The 14,955-nt window shown below is 74.7% G+C and carries 11 protein-coding genes; 5 read left to right on the top strand and 6 right to left on the bottom strand.

Going from position 1 to position 14,955, the window contains the following annotated elements:
- Positions 1 to 10 precede the first annotated feature (10 nt).
- Positions 11 to 1,402 (top strand): MFS transporter, encoded by a 1,392-nt coding sequence (locus tag QYM41_RS07000; RefSeq protein WP_368799030.1) that lies wholly within the window; start codon positions 11 to 13, stop codon positions 1,400 to 1,402.
- A gap of 165 nt (positions 1,403 to 1,567) precedes the next feature.
- Here QYM41_RS07000 and menD read toward each other — a convergent pair whose 3' ends face one another.
- Both menD and QYM41_RS06990 read right to left on the bottom strand, forming a co-directional pair.
- Entirely contained in the window at positions 1,568 to 3,325 is a 1,758-nt protein-coding gene (gene menD, locus QYM41_RS06995; protein WP_368799029.1) for a 2-succinyl-5-enolpyruvyl-6-hydroxy-3-cyclohexene-1-carboxylic-acid synthase, read from the bottom strand.
- Between the two features lie 103 nt (positions 3,326 to 3,428).
- Positions 3,429 to 5,627: a PhoX family protein gene (locus tag QYM41_RS06990; RefSeq protein ID WP_368799028.1), complete on the bottom strand. Its 2,199-nt coding sequence runs from the start codon at positions 5,625 to 5,627 to the stop codon at positions 3,429 to 3,431.
- A gap of 375 nt (positions 5,628 to 6,002) precedes the next feature.
- Here QYM41_RS06990 and QYM41_RS06985 point away from each other — a divergent pair, with 375 nt between their 5' ends.
- A complete protein-coding gene (locus QYM41_RS06985) occupies positions 6,003 to 6,413 on the top strand; it encodes a hypothetical protein (protein ID WP_368799027.1) in 411 nt (136 codons plus the stop codon).
- Here QYM41_RS06985 and QYM41_RS06980 read toward each other — a convergent pair.
- The gene (locus tag QYM41_RS06980; protein ID WP_368799026.1) at positions 6,404 to 7,417 is read right to left on the bottom strand and encodes an o-succinylbenzoate synthase; all 1,014 of its coding nucleotides are present in this window, start codon (positions 7,415 to 7,417) and stop codon (positions 6,404 to 6,406) included. The two genes, QYM41_RS06985 and QYM41_RS06980, sit on opposite strands and share 10 nt — an antisense overlap.
- A gap of 121 nt (positions 7,418 to 7,538) precedes the next feature.
- Between QYM41_RS06980 and QYM41_RS06975 the strand changes: the two genes are divergently transcribed.
- Positions 7,539 to 8,387, top strand: coding sequence for a phosphatase PAP2 family protein (locus QYM41_RS06975; protein WP_368799025.1), 849 nt, complete (start codon positions 7,539 to 7,541; stop codon positions 8,385 to 8,387).
- On the opposite strand, the gene QYM41_RS06970 is transcribed toward QYM41_RS06975, so the two are convergent.
- Positions 8,320 to 9,213 carry an MBL fold metallo-hydrolase gene (locus tag QYM41_RS06970; protein ID WP_368799024.1) on the bottom strand — a complete coding sequence of 298 codons (894 nt, stop codon included), beginning with the start codon at positions 9,211 to 9,213 and terminating at the stop codon, positions 8,320 to 8,322. The two genes, QYM41_RS06975 and QYM41_RS06970, sit on opposite strands and share 68 nt — an antisense overlap.
- 40 nt (positions 9,214 to 9,253) lie before the next feature.
- Here QYM41_RS06970 and gluQRS point away from each other — a divergent pair, with 40 nt between their 5' ends.
- Entirely contained in the window at positions 9,254 to 10,255 is a 1,002-nt protein-coding gene (gene gluQRS, locus QYM41_RS06965) for a tRNA glutamyl-Q(34) synthetase GluQRS (protein WP_368799023.1), read from the top strand.
- On the opposite strand, the gene aceB is transcribed toward gluQRS, so the two are convergent.
- Both aceB and aceA read right to left on the bottom strand, forming a co-directional pair.
- Positions 10,177 to 11,850: a malate synthase A gene (gene aceB / locus QYM41_RS06960; RefSeq protein ID WP_438612560.1), complete on the bottom strand. Its 1,674-nt coding sequence runs from the start codon at positions 11,848 to 11,850 to the stop codon at positions 10,177 to 10,179. The two genes, gluQRS and aceB, sit on opposite strands and share 79 nt — an antisense overlap.
- Positions 11,851 to 11,987: 137 nt before the next feature.
- Positions 11,988 to 13,271, bottom strand: coding sequence for an isocitrate lyase (aceA, locus tag QYM41_RS06955; RefSeq protein ID WP_368799021.1), 1,284 nt, complete (start codon positions 13,269 to 13,271; stop codon positions 11,988 to 11,990).
- A gap of 175 nt (positions 13,272 to 13,446) precedes the next feature.
- On the opposite strand from aceA, the gene QYM41_RS06950 reads away from it, so the two are divergent.
- Positions 13,447 to 14,928, top strand: coding sequence for a helix-turn-helix domain-containing protein (locus tag QYM41_RS06950; RefSeq protein WP_368799020.1), 1,482 nt, complete (start codon positions 13,447 to 13,449; stop codon positions 14,926 to 14,928).
- The last annotated feature ends 27 nt before the right edge of the window (positions 14,929 to 14,955 follow it).

Raw genomic sequence — 14,955 nt, 5'->3', positions numbered from 1 at the left:
CCCGGGGAACATGACCCAACCACACATCGACATCGCGGAGAACCCGCAGCTCGAGCAGAGGACCGCCCGCTTCGTGGCGTTCGTCATCTGCCTCGCCCTCCTCTTCGACGGCTACGACCTCGTCGTCTACGGCGTGGTCCTGCCGGGCCTGCTCGCCGACCCCACGCAGATCGGGACCCTCGAGCCGGCCGTCGCCGGGCTGGTGGGCTCCTACGCCCTGATCGGCGTGCTCATCGGCTCGCTCGTCTGCGGTGCCGTCGGCGACTTCTTCGGCCGTCGCCGGCTGCTGATCACCGGTGTCGCCTGGTTCTCGGTCGGCATGTTCGTCACCGCGCTCACCACCAGCGTGCTCGCCTTCGGCGCGATGCGCTTCCTCACGGGCATCGGCCTGGGTCTCGTGATCGCCACCGCCGGCGCCACCATGGCCGAGTTCGCCCCCGGCGGCCGCCGGCAGTTCTACAACGGCATCGTCTACTCCGGCATCCCCGCGGGCGGCGTGTTCGCCGCCGTGGTGGGCATCGCCCTCCTCGGCGACCTGAGCTGGCGCGGGCTGTTCATGATCGGTGCCCTCCCGCTGGTCCTGCTGGTCCCGCTCATGCTGTGGAAGCTCCCCGAGTCCCCGCGCTGGCTGCTGGCCCGGGGCAGGACCGAGCAGGCCGAGGCCGTCGCCCTGCGCACCGGGGTCCCGCTCGTCGAGGAGCAGGTCATCCGGCAGGCCGGCGCCGCCCCGCGCCGGACCGGCTACGCCGCGGTGTTCTCCCGGCAGTTCGCCCTGGCCTCGGTCCTGCTGGGCTTCATGTCCTTCTGCGGCCTGCTGCTCACCTACGGGCTCAACACCTGGCTCGCGGTCATCATGAACGGCTACGGCCACAGCGTCAGCCCGCTGTACTTCGTGCTCGTGCTCAACGGCTCCGCGCTGGTCGGCGGCCTGCTGGCCTCCCGGCTCGCGGACCGCACCGGCCCGCAGCGGATGATCGCCACCACGTTCGCCCTGGCCGCGGTCGCCCTGATCCTGATGACCTTCAGCTTCCCGCTGCCGCTGCTGCTGCTCTTCATCGGCGTGGCCGGCGTGGGCACCATCGGCACCCAGGTGCTCGTCTACGGGTTCCAGTCGAACTACTACACCACCAACGCCCGGGCCGCCGGCGTGGCCTTCTGCGCCAGCATGGGCCGGTTCGGCGGGATCTTCGGGCCCATCATCGGCGGCTGGCTCGCCGCGGCGGGCTTCGGCGGCCCCCAGGCGTTCTACGTCTTCGCCGGCGTGGCCCTGCTCGGCGCCGTCGTCACGCTCGTGGTGCCCCACCAGCGGAAGCTGGAGGAGGCCGAGCACCGGGTCGAGGAGATCGCCGGGCACCACCCGCCGGTCTCCTCCGGGGGTGCGGCGCCCGCCGCCCGCGGCTGAGCCGCACGACACCGCCGGAAGGCCCCGCCCCCTCGAGGGGGCGGGGCCTTCCGGCGTGCCGGGGCCCGCGCACCGGCGGGCACGGTCACGGCGGGCACCGTCACGGCGGGCACGGTCACGGGCACGGTCACGGGCACGGCGCCCGCAGCCCCCGGCACGGGAGGCTCAGGGCGCGGCGCCGGTGCGGGCGGCGGCCTCCTCGGCGGCGCGCGCGACGGCGGCCCGGACCCGGGCGTGCTGCTCCCGCAGCCCGCCCCGGTCCGCGGCGACCTCCAGGACCGAGCGCCCGCGCACGGGTCCGTGGAGCGCGCGCTCGAGCTCGGCGAGGTCGGCGACGCGCCGGTGGGCCACGCCGTAGCCGGCGCACAGCGCGTCGAGGCGGGCCCGGTGCGGGGTGCCGAAGAACCGCTCCACGACCGCCCGGTACTCCTCCTGCTCCCCCACCGCACCGTGCTCGAGGGTCGTGAAGATCCCGCCGCCGCCGTCGTTGAGGACCACCAGCTGCAGGTCCGGCTCGCGCTCGCCCGGGCCCAGCAGCAGGGAGGAGACGTCGTGCAGGAACGTCAGGTCGCCCAGGAGCACCCGGACCGGCCGGCCGCCGCCGAGCGCGGCGCCGGCGGCGGTGGCCACGGTCCCGTCGATCCCGGCGAGCCCCCGGTTGGCGAGCACGAGCGGGGACCGGGGACCCGGCCGGGCGGCGAGGTCCAGGTCACGCACCGGGTTGGAGGAGCCGGCCACCAGCACCGACCCGTCCCGGCGGCACGCCTCCCACACGGCCGCGGCCACGGCGGGGCCGGTGACCTCCGGCGGCGCACCGGCGGAGAGCAGCCGCGCCACGGCGTCGTCCGCGGCGGCGCCCGCCATCTGCCAGGCGGCCGCCCAGCCGGGGGCGCCGCGGCCCGTGAAGGACGCCGCCTCGCGCCAGCTCGCGAGCACCCGCTCGCGGCGCCGCCCCGGCTCGCACCAGGCCACGGGGGCCGGGCGCACGGCCGCCGTCGTCACGTCCGGCCGGGCCAGCAGGGCCCCGACGGGCCGGGAGAGCGTGGGGCGGCCCACCAGCAGCACGCGCTGGATCCGTGCGCCCAGCGGGGAGTCCAGGAGCAGCCGGTAGGCGCCCACGGCGTGCGGGCCGGACCGGGCGTTGGAGGAGGGCTCCGCGAGCAGCGGCAGCCCGCACGCCGCGGCGAAGCGGGCCGCAGCGGGTCCGGCACCGTCCCCGGCCACCACGACGGAGCGCGACGTGCCCGCCGCGGGCTCCGGGGCGGACACCTCCCCGGCGGCCACCGCGGCCGGCCCCGGGTCCTGCCGTGCTCCCTGCCGCGTCCCGGCGCGTGCGGCGAGCCGCCGCGCCGCGGCGGCGAGCACGGGCCCGTCCTCCGGCCCCGGGTGCAGCGGCTCGCGCAGGGCCACGTTGAGCTGGACCGGGCCGGGGGGCCGGGGACCGTCCGGCCCGCGGCCGGCGAGGGCGGCGAGGGGGCCGGCGAGCCGGGCGGGCACGTCGTCCTCCGGGAGGAGGTCCACGGCGGCGCGCACGTGGTCCCCGAAGATCCCCGGCTGGCGGGTGGTCTGGTTGGCGCCGGTGCCGCGCAGCTCCGGCGGGCGGTCGGCGGAGAGCACCACGAGCGGCACCTCGGCGTGGTCGGCCTCCAGCACGGCCGGCAGCAGGTTGCCCACCGCCGTCCCGGAGGTGGTGAGCACCCCGGCGGGCCGGCCGGTGGCCCGGGCGATGCCCAGGGCCGTGAACGCCGCGCCGCGCTCGTCGACGCGCACGTGGACCTCGAGCGCGCCGGCGGCCTGGGCGGCCGCCGCCGCGTAGGCCAGCGGCGCGGACCGGGAGCCGGGGGCGACGACGAGGTGGCGCATCCCGGCGTCGACGAGCTCCTCCAGGACGGTGCGGGCGGTGTCGAGGGACGGTGTGGTCACAGGAGACCAGGGTAGTCCGGCACAGCGCCGGTCCCCGGCCCGCCGTACGGCGGGCCGGGGACCGGCGGGATCCCGGGCTCTGCGGTGCGCTCCGGGGGCGGGCTCAGTAGGAGCGGGCGGCACTGCGGGCCGCGCGCTGCGTCTCCGGCGTGGCCTTGCCCTTGTAGCCGCGGTAGCGGGGTCCGCGCGCGCCGTTCTTGCGGCGCTTGTGCTGGTTGCGGCCCCGTCCCGGCCGGTCGGACACCGCCCCGGGGAACTCCGGCTCGGCACCGGGGGCGAGGGCGAAGACCTGTGCCACGGAAGGGCGCGGCAGCGACCACTCGCCCTCGCCCTGGCGGGTCCGCACCACGTAGTCCGGGAAGTAGGAGCGGGGCTGCTCGAAGGAGCCGTCCTCGCCCGGGTGCTGCACGGCCACGTAGACCATGCGCTCCCGGTCGTGGATCACGGGCCCGCAGGTCTCGGCGTCCTGCGGCACGGCGAGGAACTGCTCGACGTGCCCGCGCTCGCGCCCGGACAGGCCCACCCGGAACAGTCCGTCGTTGTAGCCGATGGTCCCGGGCTGGCCGTCCGTGGAGATCCAGAGGCTGCCCTCCGAGTCGAAGGCGAGGTTGTCCGGGCAGGAGATCGGCGAGACCTTGTCCACCGGGTAGCCGGAGAAGTAGGTCGAGGCGTTCTTCGCCGGATCGCCCGCGACCAGCAGGATGTTCCAGTCGAAGGCGAGCGCGTCGGCCCGGCCGTGGCGCTCGGTCAGCTCGATGACGTGCCCGTCGCGGTTCTGCGTGCGCGGGTTGGCCTCGTCCGGACCGGCCTTGCCCGCGGTGCCGCGCTGGGTGTTGTTGGTCAGCGCCACGTACAGCATGCCGGTGCGCGGGGACGGCTCCACGTCCTCGGGGCGGTCCATCTTGGTGGCCCCCACACGGTCGCCGGCCAGGCGGGTGAACACGAGCACCTCCTCGACGGACATCCCCTCCACGGCGGACTGCCCGTCCACGACCAGCGGCAGCCACTCGCCGGAGCCGTCGAACGCGCCGTCGGAGGGCAGCCGCCCGGAGCCGTCGATCTCGGCGGCGGTGTCCCCGGTGAACCTCGCCACGTACAGGTTCCCCTCGGAGAGCAGCGTCATGTTGTGCGCGCGGTCGCCCTCCACGTACTTCCCGGCGGAGACGAACTTGTAGAGGTAGTCGAAGCGCTCGTCGTCGCCGGAGTAGGCGACCACGGTGCCGTCCTCGGCCACGCGCACGGTGGCGCCCTCGTGCTTGAAGCGGCCCAGGGCGGTGTGCTTGACGGGGGTGGAGGCCGGGTCCTGGGGGTCGATCTCGACGACCCAGCCGAAGCGGTGGGGCTCGTTCTCGTAGCCCGGCAGGGTCGAGTCGAAGCGGGGCTCGACCTCGTGCCAGCGGCGGCTCGGGGCCTCGGTGGAGATCCCGTAGCGCCGCTGCTCGGCGGAGCCGTTGCCCTTGAAGTACTGGTTGAAGTTCTCCTCCCCGGACAGCACCGTCCCCCACGGGGTGGTGCCGCCCGCGCAGTTGTTCTGCGTGCCCAGGACCAGCGTGCCGGTGGGGTCGTCCACGGTCCGGAGCAGCTCGGAGCCGGCCGCGGGCCCGTCCACGGCGAAGGGGGTGCTGAGGGTGATCCGCCGGTTGCGGGCCCCGCCGCGCACGTAGGACCAGGGGCGGCCCGGGCCGGTGCGGGCGATCTCCACGACGGACATGCCGTGGGCGGCCATGGCCACCCGGGCCACGCGCTCCAGGTCGCCCTGCTGCTCCGCCGGGAACATCAGGTTCTCGTTGGTGTACTCGTGGTTGTTCACGAGCACCCCGCTGCGCCCGCCGCGGTCCTGGATGATGTCCAGGTAGTCGCTGTTGTAGCCGAACTGGCCCGCCTGGGACTCGGGGGTCTGCTGGAAGGGGTCGAACTCCGCGGAGTCGGCGAACAGGGGGTCGCCCCAGCGGATGATCGGGGACCAGTCGAAGCCCTCGGGGACCGTGAGGTCGTCCACGGTGTTCGGCACGGGGGCGATCGGCGCGAAGGAGAGCCCGGAGCGGCCGCGGCCGTGGGCCTGGGCGGCCTCCGGGGCGGCGGTGGCCACGCCGACGGTCACCGCCGCCGCAGCCCCGAGGCCGAGCGCGGAGCGGCGGGACAGGGCCGCGCTCGCGATGTCGCGGAAGTAGCCGTTGCCGGAGGTGTTGCACTCCGGGCCGGCGCAGGCGCTGCCGCACTTGAGCTGGCAGGTGAGGGGGCTGCGCTTGCCGCGGGTGTGGCCCAGCAGGGGAAGGACGGTGCGCTTGGCGGTTTCGGACATGGCTCTCCCAGGGGATCGGGCCCGCGGCGGACCGCGGTCGGGGATCGGGTGCTCCGCCACTGCACCACTGCCCGGTGAGGCCTCGGGGGCGGCCGGGCGAACCGGAGGTGAACGGGCTGTGACCGGCGGGGGGACGCACCGCCTCCTGGTCAGGGTCTCCGTCCCCGGGCGTGTTCACGAGAAGAAACAATGCCCCGGCCGATTCCGTGCCCGCCCCGCGTCTGGGATGCTCGTGCCGTCAGACCGTCCCCTCCGAGCCGCGACCCGGACCGTGACCGGGAACCCCGGAAGACCCCCCTCCTTCTGCTCCACCCGCCACGGACCGTGCCGCCGCGGCGGGCGGGCCGGTCCGGACACCGGTGAGGGAGGCGCGGAATGCACACGGAACCAGAGGTGGGACTGCTCGCCCCGCAGGAGGCCTGGGACCCCGGCCCGGCCGGGCACCGCACGCACCGGTACGGGCGCGCGGTGGTGGACTGCCGGACCGTCCACCGCGCCTGGGACCTGCACCCCGGCGACTGCCTGCACGGACGCGTCATCGCCTCCGCCCGCGGGGTGGTGGGGCTCGCCGGCAGCCCCGTGGCGGTCTTCTCGTTCACGGGCGACGACCCCGAGCACACGGCCCGGACGCGGATCGGCGCCGCCCACCCGGACGTGGAGCTGGGCTGCGACGACGTCTGGCGGGCCGCCCGGGCGTGGGTGCGGCGGCAGGGGCTGCACGAGGGCGAGCCCGTGGACCTGGACCGGCTCCGGGCCGAGGTCCTGGGGGACGCCGCTCAGCGCTGAGGCGCCGCCCCGGCCAGGGCGTGCACGCGGCGCAGCCGCTCCAGCCACCACCGGCGCCGGTCCGCGGTCACCGCGTGCCGCTCCAGCAGCGCGGGGTCCGGGACGGCGTCCCGCAGCTCCAGCATCCCGTCCACCGGCCGCAGCGGCTCCCGCAGCACGTCCGCCCCCAGCAGGGACACGGTCCCCAGCCCGCAGGCGTACGGGAGCTCGGGCAGGGCGGCGGCCAGCGCCAGGCCCGCCCGGATGCCCACCGAGGAGTCCAGGGCGGAGCTGACCACCACCGGGAGACCGGCCTGCGCCACCACGTCCAGGGCCCGGCGCACCCCGCCGAGCGGGGCCGCCTTGACCACGAGCAGGTCGGCGGCGCCCGCCCGGGCCACCGCCAGGGGGTCCTCCTCCTTGCGCACCGACTCGTCCGCGGCCACCAGCACCGGCACGCCCCGGGCCGCGAGGCCCTCCCGGACGGCCGCGAGGCCCGCGATCGTGGGCACCGGCTGCTCCGCGTACGCCAGACCGTGCCGGCCGAGCCGTTCGAGGGCTGCGAGCGCCGCGGGCACGTCCCAGCCGCCGTTGGCGTCCACCCGCAGCTCCGCGTCCGGCAGCAGGGCCCGCACGGCCGCCACCCGGGCGTCGTCCTCGTCGGGTCCCTGGCCGCGCTCGGCGACCTTGATCTTGACGGCGCGCACCCCGCCCCCGAAGCCCGCGAGCACGTCCGGGACCCGCGCCGCCGGCACGGCGGGCACGGTGGCGTTGACGGGGATGCGCGTGCGCCGGGGCGCCGGGTAGCCGTGCCACCCGGCGTCGGCGGCGGCGCGGAGCCAGGCGACGGCCTCGGCGTCCCCGTACTCGGGGAAGGGGCCGAACTCCGCCCACCCCGCGGGGCCGCGCAGCAGCACCGTCTCCCGCACGTCGATGCCGCGGAAGCGCACGCGCATGGGCAGCGCGACGACGTGCGCGTGCGCGAGCAGGTCGTCGAGCGGGGGCAGGGCCGCGGCGGGGAGCATCCCCCCAGCCTAGGGGGAGTCTCTCAGCCTGCTCCGATGCGTGCGTGGAATGATGAGCTCGGCGTGGGCCGGCACGGCCGTGCCGCCGCCCCGCCGTCCCGACCCACCGCCCAGGAGCTCGATGACCACGACCGCCCGCCGCCCCGCGCCCACCGTCCTGCAGGTCCTGGGCCACCTGCTCGGCGCCGCCGCCCTGTGGGCGGCGGCGGCCCTGGTCGGGGTCGTGGCCCTGACCACCGCGACCGGGCAGTGGCTCGACGAGCTGGCCCTGCGCCAGGCGAACAACGCCTTCCCCGACCTGACCGGCCGCGTGGCGCAGCTGCTCGACGCGGTGCCGTGGGCGGTGGGCGCGGTCTCGGCCCTGTGCCTCGCGGTCCTGGCCGTGCGCTCCCGCCGGCTCGCCCCCGCGGTGGTCGGGGCGGCGGTGGTGGTGCTGTCCAACCTGACGGTCCAGCTGCTCAAGCGGGTGCTGCTGGAGAAGCCGGACCTCGGCATCCAGGAGGCCGCCGCGAACTCCTTCCCGTCGGGGCACACCGCGGCGGCGGCCGCGGCCGTGGCGGTGGTGCTGCTCGCGGCGCCCGCCGCGTCCCGGCCGTTCGTGGCGCTGCTCGGCGCGGGCGCGATGACCGCCACCGGGGTGGCGACGCTGCTCAACGGCTGGCACCGGCCCTCGGACGTCGTGGCCGCCCTGCTGGTCGTCTCGGGCTGGGCGGCCCTGGGCGGGCTCGTGCTGCGCCTGACCGGGCCCGTGGAGCGGCCCGTGCCGGGCGGGGGCCTGACCGCCCTGCTGGCGGTCCTGGGCGCGGGGGCGATCCTCACCGGGCTGCTGCCGCTGTGGGCGGCCCTGCGCGTGCCGGGCGGCGGCTGGGCCGCGGTCGCGGCGTGCGCGGCGATCCTCGGCGTCAGTCTCCTGGCGGCCGCGGCGCTGACAGCGCTGCAAGCTCCCCGGTCGCGGCGTCCTCGGCCCTGATCCGCTCGAGCCGGTCCAGCAGGATCCGTGCCGCCCCCGGGTTGTAGGGCAGCCGGAACATCGAGGCGGTCACCGGCCGCATCCCGTCGGGCTGCGCCGCGGCGGCCTCGCTCGAGTCCACCCGTTCGATCGCCGTGCGCATGAGCCGGGCCTGCTGGAGCACGTGGCCGCGCTCCACGGGGTTGCCGTGGCCCGGGACGAAGACCCGGTACCGCTCCAGGGCGGCCAGGTTCTCGAGGGCCGTGGCCCAGCCCCGCGGATAGGAGTCGTCGAAGCTGGGGTCGGCGCCCTGCTCCACGAGGTCCCCGGTGAAGACGACGTCGTCCACCCCGACGCAGAGGTCGTTGTCGGTGTGCCCGGGGCCGAACGAGAACAGCACCGCCGCGCGCTCCCCGAGGTCCACCCGGGTCAGGGCGGGACGGCGCCCCGTGCCCGGCAGGTTCCGGTTGGGCACGACCAGGCGGGTGTCCGGTCCCTCGGCGGCGGCCATCTCGGGCTCGTGGGTGCCCACGAACGAGCGCTGGAAGTCGCCGTGCGCCTCGATCGCCGCCGCGCAGCCGCGGTGCGCCCAGAAGTCCTCGGCCCCGGCGCGCTGGAACACGGCGTTGCCCAGGAAGTGGTCGTAGTGGGCGTGGGTGTTCACGACCGTCAGCGGCAGGTCGGTGAGCGTGCGCACGGCCGCCAGGATCTCCCGGGCCTGCCGCGGCCCCGCGCCCGTGTCGATCACCAGGGCGCGACGGGTCCCGAGCACGACACCGGAGTTCAGCCTCCAGTTGTCCGTGCTCACGGCGAAGACGCCGTCGCGGAGTTGGTTGATGCGCGCCACCCGACCAGGGTACCGACCGCCGCTGGCTATCCTGGCACCCATGACCACTTCCGGCGCGGACCGTGCGGTGGGAGGAGCCGGCCGCTATGCTCCGTCCCCCTCCGGGGACCTCCACCTCGGCAACCTCCGCACGGCGCTGCTCGCGTGGGCCCTCGCGCGCTCGACGGGCCGCCGCTTCGTCCTGCGCGTCGAGGACATCGACCGGGTGCGGCCGGGGGCCGCCGAGCGGCAGCTGGCGGACCTCGCCCGGCTGGGCCTCGACTGGGACGGCCCGCCGCTGCTGCAGTCCTCGCGGGAGGCGGAGCACCGCGCCGTGGTGGAGCGGCTGACCGAGGCCGGGCGCACGTACGAGTGCTTCTGCACGCGCCGGGAGATCCAGGCGGCGGCGAGCGCGCCGCACGGGGCGCCGGGCGCCTATCCGGGCACGTGCCGGGACCTCGACGACGCCGGGCGGGCGCGGCGCCGGCGCGAGCGGGCCCCCGCCGTGCGGCTGCGCGCGGAGGAGCGCTCCCGCACGGTCGTGGACCGCTGGGCCGGGGCGCACACGGGGCTGGTCGACGACTTCGTGCTGCTGCGCACCGACGGCCGCCCCGCCTACAACCTCGCGGTCGTCCTCGACGACGCCCACCAGGGCGTGGACCAGGTGGTGCGCGGCGACGACCTGCTGCCCTCCACGCCCCGGCAGGCGTACCTGGCCTCGGTGCTGGGCCTGCCGGAGCCGGAGTGGGCGCACGTCCCCCTCGTGCTCGATCCGCACGGGCGGCGCCTGGCCAAGCGGGCCGGGGCCGTGACCCTCGCGGACCTCGCCGCGGCGGGGCACGGCACGGCCGAGGTGATGGGCTGGATCGGGCGCTCCCTGGGCCTGCCGGGTCCGGTCCGCACGGCGCAGGACGTCCTCGCCGGCTTCGACGAGGACGTCCTGCCCCGGGAGCCCTGGCGCGTGGACCCGGCCCGGTGGGCCGCTCAGGAGCGCGCGGACACGGGGGCCGGCGCCTCCTCCGGGGCGTGCGGGTCCTCGGGCTCGGCCAGGAACCGCTCGTAGGCGGGGGTGGTCAGGAACGCGGGGTAGTCGTCGCCCAGGGCCACCTCCTCGAAGATGCCGCGGGCGTCGTCGAAGCGGTCGCCCTCGGCGCGCTCGATCCTCCCGAACTCCTCCTCCATCAGCTCCTGGACCCAGTCGCGGGTGATCTCCTCGCCCTCGTCGGTGATGGCCCGGGTGCTGACCCACTGCCAGATCTGCGAGCGGGAGATCTCCGCGGTCGCGGCGTCCTCCATGAGGTTGTGGATGCCCACGGCGCCGTTGCCGCGCAGCCACGCCTCGATGTAGCGGATCCCGACCTCGATGTTGTTCCGGATCCCCACCTCGGTGATCTTCCCCTCGGCGGAGGCGATGTCGATGAGCGCCTTGTCGTCGGGCACCACGTCCTCGCGGAGCCGGTCCAGCTGGTTGGGCTTCTCGCCCAGGACCGCGTCGAAGACCTCCCGGCACACGGGCACCAGGTCGGGGTGGGCCACCCAGGACCCGTCGAAGCCGTCCTCGGCCTCACGGGTCTTGTCCGCCTGCACCTTCTCGATCGCCGTGCGGTTGACCTCCTCGTCCCGGCGGGAGGGGATGAACGCGGCCATCCCGCCGATGGCCATCGCCCCGCGCCGGTGGCAGGCGCGCACGAGCTGCTCGGTGTAGGCCCGCATGAACGGCTGCGTCATGGTCACGGCGTTGCGGTCCGGGAGGATGAAGCGGGGCCCGCGGGTGCGGAAGTTCTTGATGATCGAGAAGATGTAGTCCCAGCGCCCGGCGTTGAGCCCCGCGGCGTGCTCGCCGAGCTCGTACAGGATCTCCTCCATCTCGAAGGCCGCGGTGATCGTCTCGATCAGCACGGTGGCGCGGATGGTGCCGCGGTCCGCCCCGAGGAGGGACTCGGCCCGGCTGAAGATGTCGTGCCACAGCCGTGCCTCCTGGTGGGACTCGGTCTTGGGCAGGTAGAAGTAGGGGCCCAGGCCGAGCTTCCTGAGCCGGCGCGCGTTGTGGAAGAAGTAGAGGCCGAAGTCCACGATGGCGCCCGCGATGGGCTCGTCCCGCACCGACAGGTGCTTCTCGTCGAAGTGCCACCCGCGGGGGCGCACCACGATGGTGGGGTTGGCCCGGGCGTCCTTGTTCTTCAGGGCGTACTTCTTGCCGTCCGGGTTGGTGAACTCGATGGTCCCCTCGAGCGCGTCGATGAGGTTGAGCTGGTTGCTGACCACGTTGGTCCAGTGCGGGGTGTTGGCGTCCTCCATGTCCGCGAGCCACACCTTCGCCCCGGAGTTGAGGGCGTTGATGGTCATCTTCCGCTCGGTCGGGCCGGTGATCTCCACGCGGCGGTCCTCGAGCCCGGGCGGGGGCGGGGGCACGCGCCAGGAGTCGTCCTCGCGGATCTTCCGCGTCTCCGGCAGGAAGGCGGGGTCGGTGCCGCGGGCGATCGCCCGGCGCCGCTCCTCGCGGGCGGCGAGCAGCTCCCGACGGCGGGGCTCGAACTCGCGGTGCAGCGCCGCGAGGAAGCCGAGCGCGTCGGGGGTGAGCACACTGTTCTGCCGGGGCACGTGGTGACCGGTGAGGGTCACGCCGTTGATCGTCACGGGGTTGCTGGTCATGGTCATCATGGCTGGTTCCTCGCCTGAAGAGTGTCCTGGGTGGATCGGGTGGGGCGGCCCCGGTGCGGAACCGGGGCGGATCGCGGACGGGAGCCGCGCGGCCGGGAACCCGTGGGGTCCCCGGCCGGCGGCCGCCGCTCGGCTCAGAACTGGGCGGTCTCGGTGGAGCCGGCCAGCGCCGTGGTCGAGGACTGCGGGTTGAGGACGGTGGAGACCAGGTCGAAGTATCCGGTGCCGACCTCGCGCTGGTGCCGGGTGGCGGTGTAGCCGCGCTCCTCGGCCGCGAACTCGCGCTCCTGCAGCTCCACGTAGGCCGTCATCTGGTTGCGGGCGTAGCCGTGGGCCAGGTCGAACATCGAGTAGTTCAGGGCGTGGAAGCCGGCCAGGGTGATGAACTGGAACTTGAAGCCCATCGCGCCCAGCTCGCGCTGGAACTTGGCGATCGTGGCGTCGTCCAGGTGCTTCTTCCAGTTGAAGGACGGCGAGCAGTTGTAGGCGAGCATCTGGTCGGGGTGCTCCGCGCGGATGCCCTCGGCGAACTTCTTGGCCAGCTCCAGGTCCGGGGTGCCGGTCTCCATCCACAGCAGGTCCGCGTACGGGGCGTAGGCGTTGCCGCGGGCGATGCAGGCCTCGAGGCCGTTGCGGACCTTGTAGTAGCCCTCGGCGGTGCGCTCACCGGTCACGAACGGCTTGTCGCGGTCGTCGACGTCGGAGGTGATCAGGGTGGCCGCCTCCGCGTCGGTGCGGGCGATGATCAGGGAGGGGACGTCGGCGACGTCCGCCGCGAGCCGGGCCGCGCTCAGGGTCCGGACGTGCTGCTGGGTGGGGATGAGCACCTTGCCGCCCAGGTGCCCGCACTTCTTCTCGGAGGCCAGCTGGTCCTCCCAGTGCACCCCGGCCGCGCCGGCGGCGATCATGGACTTCATGAGCTCGTAGGCGTTGAGCGGGCCGCCGAAGCCGGCCTCGGCGTCGGCCACGATCGGGACCAGCCAGTCCTCGACGGTCCGGATCCCCTCGGCGTGCTCGATCTGGTCCGCGCGCATCAGCGCGTTGTTGATCCGCCGCACGACCGCCGGCACGGAGTTGGCGGGGTAGATCGACTGGTCCGGGTAGGTCTGCCCGGCGAGGTTCGCGTCACCGGCGACCTGCCAGCCGGAGAGGTAGATGGCCTTCAGACCGGCCTTCACCTGCTGGACGGCCTGGTTGCCGGTGAGCGCGCCGAGCGAGTTGACGAAGTCCTCGGTGTGCAGCTTCTCCCACAGCTGCTCCGCGCCGCGTCGGGCGAGGGTCTGCTCCTCCTGCACCGTGCCGCGCAGGCGGACGACCTCCTCCGCCGTGTACTCGCGGGTGATCTGCGCCCAGCGGGGATCGGCGTCCCACTCCTGGCGGATCTCGTCGGCGGTCTTGGGGGCGCTGGGGTACGGCATGTCGGCTCCTCGTTGAGTGGTCCGTGGACGGGTGCCCGTCGGTCTCGATGTCACCCTCGATGTCGGCGGGAAGTTCTCTCTCCCGTGGTGACACACCCCACTTTGCCTCAAAGCCGACCGGGTCAACCCTTGATGTTCTCGTGAACTTTCGTCCTTTTTCGCGTATGGTGAAGAAATGACGACCAGCGCCTGGGGATACGAGGAGACGACGTCGGCCGAGCCGTCCGGCGGCACCGATCTGATCGGTCTCGGCCGGCGCATCCGGTCGCTGCGCAAGGACCGGGGGCTCACGCTCGCCGAGCTCGCGGACCGGGCGGGCACCGCCACGTCGCAGCTGTCCGTGATCGAGAACGGCCGGCGCGAGCCGCGGCTCAGCCTGCTGCAGCGGCTCGCCGACGTCCTGGGCACCAGCGTGGACGCGCTGCTCGGGGCCGAGCCCGGCAACCGCCGCGAGGCGCTCGAGATCCAGCTCGAGCGCGCCCAGCGCTCCCCGTTCTACGAGCAGCTGGGGCTGCCGACCGTGCGGGTCAGCTCCGCCCTGTCCACCGAGGTGCTCGAGGCGCTCGTGGGGCTGCAGGAGAAGCTGGCCGAGGCCCTCGAGAAGAACTCGGCCACCCCCGAGGAGGCCCGCCGGGCGAACGTGCAGCTGCGCCGCCTCATGCGGGCGCAGGACAACTACTTCCCCGACCTGGAGCAGGCCGCCAAGGAGCTGCTGACCCTGGGGGGCTACTCCTCGGGACCGGTCTCCAACTCCGTGATCTCCGAGATGGTGGGCCGGCTGGGCTACAGCATCCACCACGTCACCGACCTCCCGCACTCGACCCGGTCGGTCACGGACCTGCTCAACCGGCGGATCTACCTGGTGCAGAGCCCGCGGGCGGACCACGACCCGCGCGCGGTGCTGCTCCAGGCGGTGGGGCACCAGGTGCTGGGCCACGAGCCGCCGAAGGACTACGCCGAGTTCCTCGCCCAGCGGGTGCAGACCAACTACTTCGCCGCCGCGGTGATGCTGCCGGAGGACAAGACCGTCCCGTTCCTGCTGGAGGCCAAGCGCAACCGGAACCTGTTCCTGGAGGACCTCAAGGACCGCTTCGCGGTCTCGCACGAGACCGCGGGCCACCGCTTCACGAACCTCGCCACCCGCCACCTGGGCATCCGCACCCACTTCCACAAGGTGCACTCGTCCGGGGTGATCCACAAGGCCTACGAGAACAACGGCCTCGCGTTCCCCACGGACCACACCGGGGCGATCGAGGGCCAGATCTCGTGCCGGAAGTGGTCCGGGCGCACCGTCTTCGACCAGCCCAACCAGTTCACGGCGTTCGCCCAGTACACCGACACCCCCTCCGGCACGTACTGGTGCTCCACCCGCACGGAGCTCTCCAGCCAGGGCGTGTTCTCGATCGGCGTGGGCGTTGCGTTCACCGACGCCCGCTGGTTCCGCGGCCGCGACACCCCGCACCGGACCGTGTCCACGTGCCCGGATCCCTCCTGCTGCCGGCGCCCGCCCGAGGAGCTCAGCCGGGTGTGGGCCGGGCACGCGTGGCCCAACACCCGGGCGCACTCGCACGTGCTGGCCGCGCTCCCGGAGGGCGCTTTTCCGGGGGTCGACGAGCGGGAGGTCTACGAGTTCCTGCAGTCCCACGACGGCGCCTGAGGGGCGCTCCCGGGGCGCCGGGGACCT

Source organism: Kocuria oxytropis, assembly GCF_040981195.1.
Classification (GTDB): domain Bacteria; phylum Actinomycetota; class Actinomycetes; order Actinomycetales; family Micrococcaceae; genus Kocuria; species Kocuria oxytropis.
This window is presented reverse-complemented; position numbering and strand designations above follow the sequence as displayed.

Excerpts from the sequence above, each read along its gene's own strand:
- QYM41_RS07000 (WP_368799030.1), top strand. The coding sequence starts at position 11 with ATGACCCAACCACACATCGACATCGCGGAGAACCCGCAGCTCGAGCAG.
- QYM41_RS06990 (WP_368799028.1), bottom strand. The coding sequence starts at position 5,627 with ATGTCCGAAACCGCCAAGCGCACCGTCCTTCCCCTGCTGGGCCACACC.
- QYM41_RS06985 (WP_368799027.1), top strand. The coding sequence starts at position 6,003 with ATGCACACGGAACCAGAGGTGGGACTGCTCGCCCCGCAGGAGGCCTGG.
- QYM41_RS06980 (WP_368799026.1), bottom strand. The coding sequence starts at position 7,417 with ATGCTCCCCGCCGCGGCCCTGCCCCCGCTCGACGACCTGCTCGCGCAC.
- QYM41_RS06975 (WP_368799025.1), top strand. The coding sequence starts at position 7,539 with ATGACCACGACCGCCCGCCGCCCCGCGCCCACCGTCCTGCAGGTCCTG.
- gluQRS (WP_368799023.1), top strand. The coding sequence starts at position 9,254 with ATGACCACTTCCGGCGCGGACCGTGCGGTGGGAGGAGCCGGCCGCTAT.
- aceB (WP_438612560.1), bottom strand. The coding sequence starts at position 11,850 with ATGACCATGACCAGCAACCCCGTGACGATCAACGGCGTGACCCTCACC.
- aceA (WP_368799021.1), bottom strand. The coding sequence starts at position 13,271 with ATGCCGTACCCCAGCGCCCCCAAGACCGCCGACGAGATCCGCCAGGAG.
- QYM41_RS06950 (WP_368799020.1), top strand. The coding sequence starts at position 13,447 with ATGACGACCAGCGCCTGGGGATACGAGGAGACGACGTCGGCCGAGCCG.